The organism is Candidatus Hakubella thermalkaliphila, from assembly GCF_013281975.1.
In the GTDB taxonomy this organism is placed as follows: Bacteria; Actinomycetota; Humimicrobiia; order Hakubellales; family Hakubellaceae; genus Hakubella; species Hakubella thermalkaliphila.
Genome location: NZ_BLRZ01000406.1, coordinates 1 through 717 on the forward strand (window position 1 = coordinate 1; position 717 = coordinate 717).

At 49.8% G+C, this 717-nt stretch carries 1 protein-coding gene; it reads right to left on the reverse strand.

The features are described from left to right. Nucleotides 1–429: 429 nt before the first annotated feature. Nucleotides 430–717, reverse strand: a 288-nt coding sequence (locus HW443_RS12445) for a DUF72 domain-containing protein (protein ID WP_176238364.1), incomplete at its 5' end; no start/stop codon positions are given.

Sequence of the window (717 nt, forward strand, 5' to 3'; positions counted from 1 at the left end):
AGAGTGGAGAATAAATCTTAATGTCAATAGCTAAATTTATGTTAGGCACTACACCGAGATTTAAGCTACCATAGCTTCATATAGTGGGGTTTTTTGTTTTGCCTGGCTTAATTTAGGTTAAAGTGCGGAAGTCGGGAGCAGCTTGATGCGGTGATCCATCTGAAGAGCGGGCAGCCTGTTTTGCTTGAACCAGCGGAAGACCGTGGAGCGCCAGGCCCCCAAAAGAGCGGTAGCGTCCATGGTGCTTCTGAGGGTAAACTGCCGATCAATAGTGAGGGCGGGCGGTTCGTATTGTTCTGCAGACGGCGAAATGGCAAGGAAGCATTCTGGGGTAGTGTCGAAATATCAGTGATGAGACTTTCTGAAAAAAGTACTTGTCACCGGGTTTGAAAGAACAATGTTGGGACATAGGCAAAAGTACCGGGAAGACTAGGGGCTCCGGAGCTGCGTCTCCCTCCGCCTCAGGTAGTGCTCCAGATCCCGCATCATGAGAGCCAACTGGCTGGCATTGCGGATGGCATAGTCCTGGTAGCAATTATTAAACATGATAAAGGTCTTACGGGAGCGCCGGGCTACCTTTTCTATGTCAGGTAGCCACCCTAAAAGCTCCTCCTGGCTATAGAGATACTTGAAGCGCTCGGCAGTAGTGATGCCCTTCTTAAACCAGTTCTCCTTGTTGCGGCCATGAAAGCGAATGTAGGAGATGTCGCTGGTAGC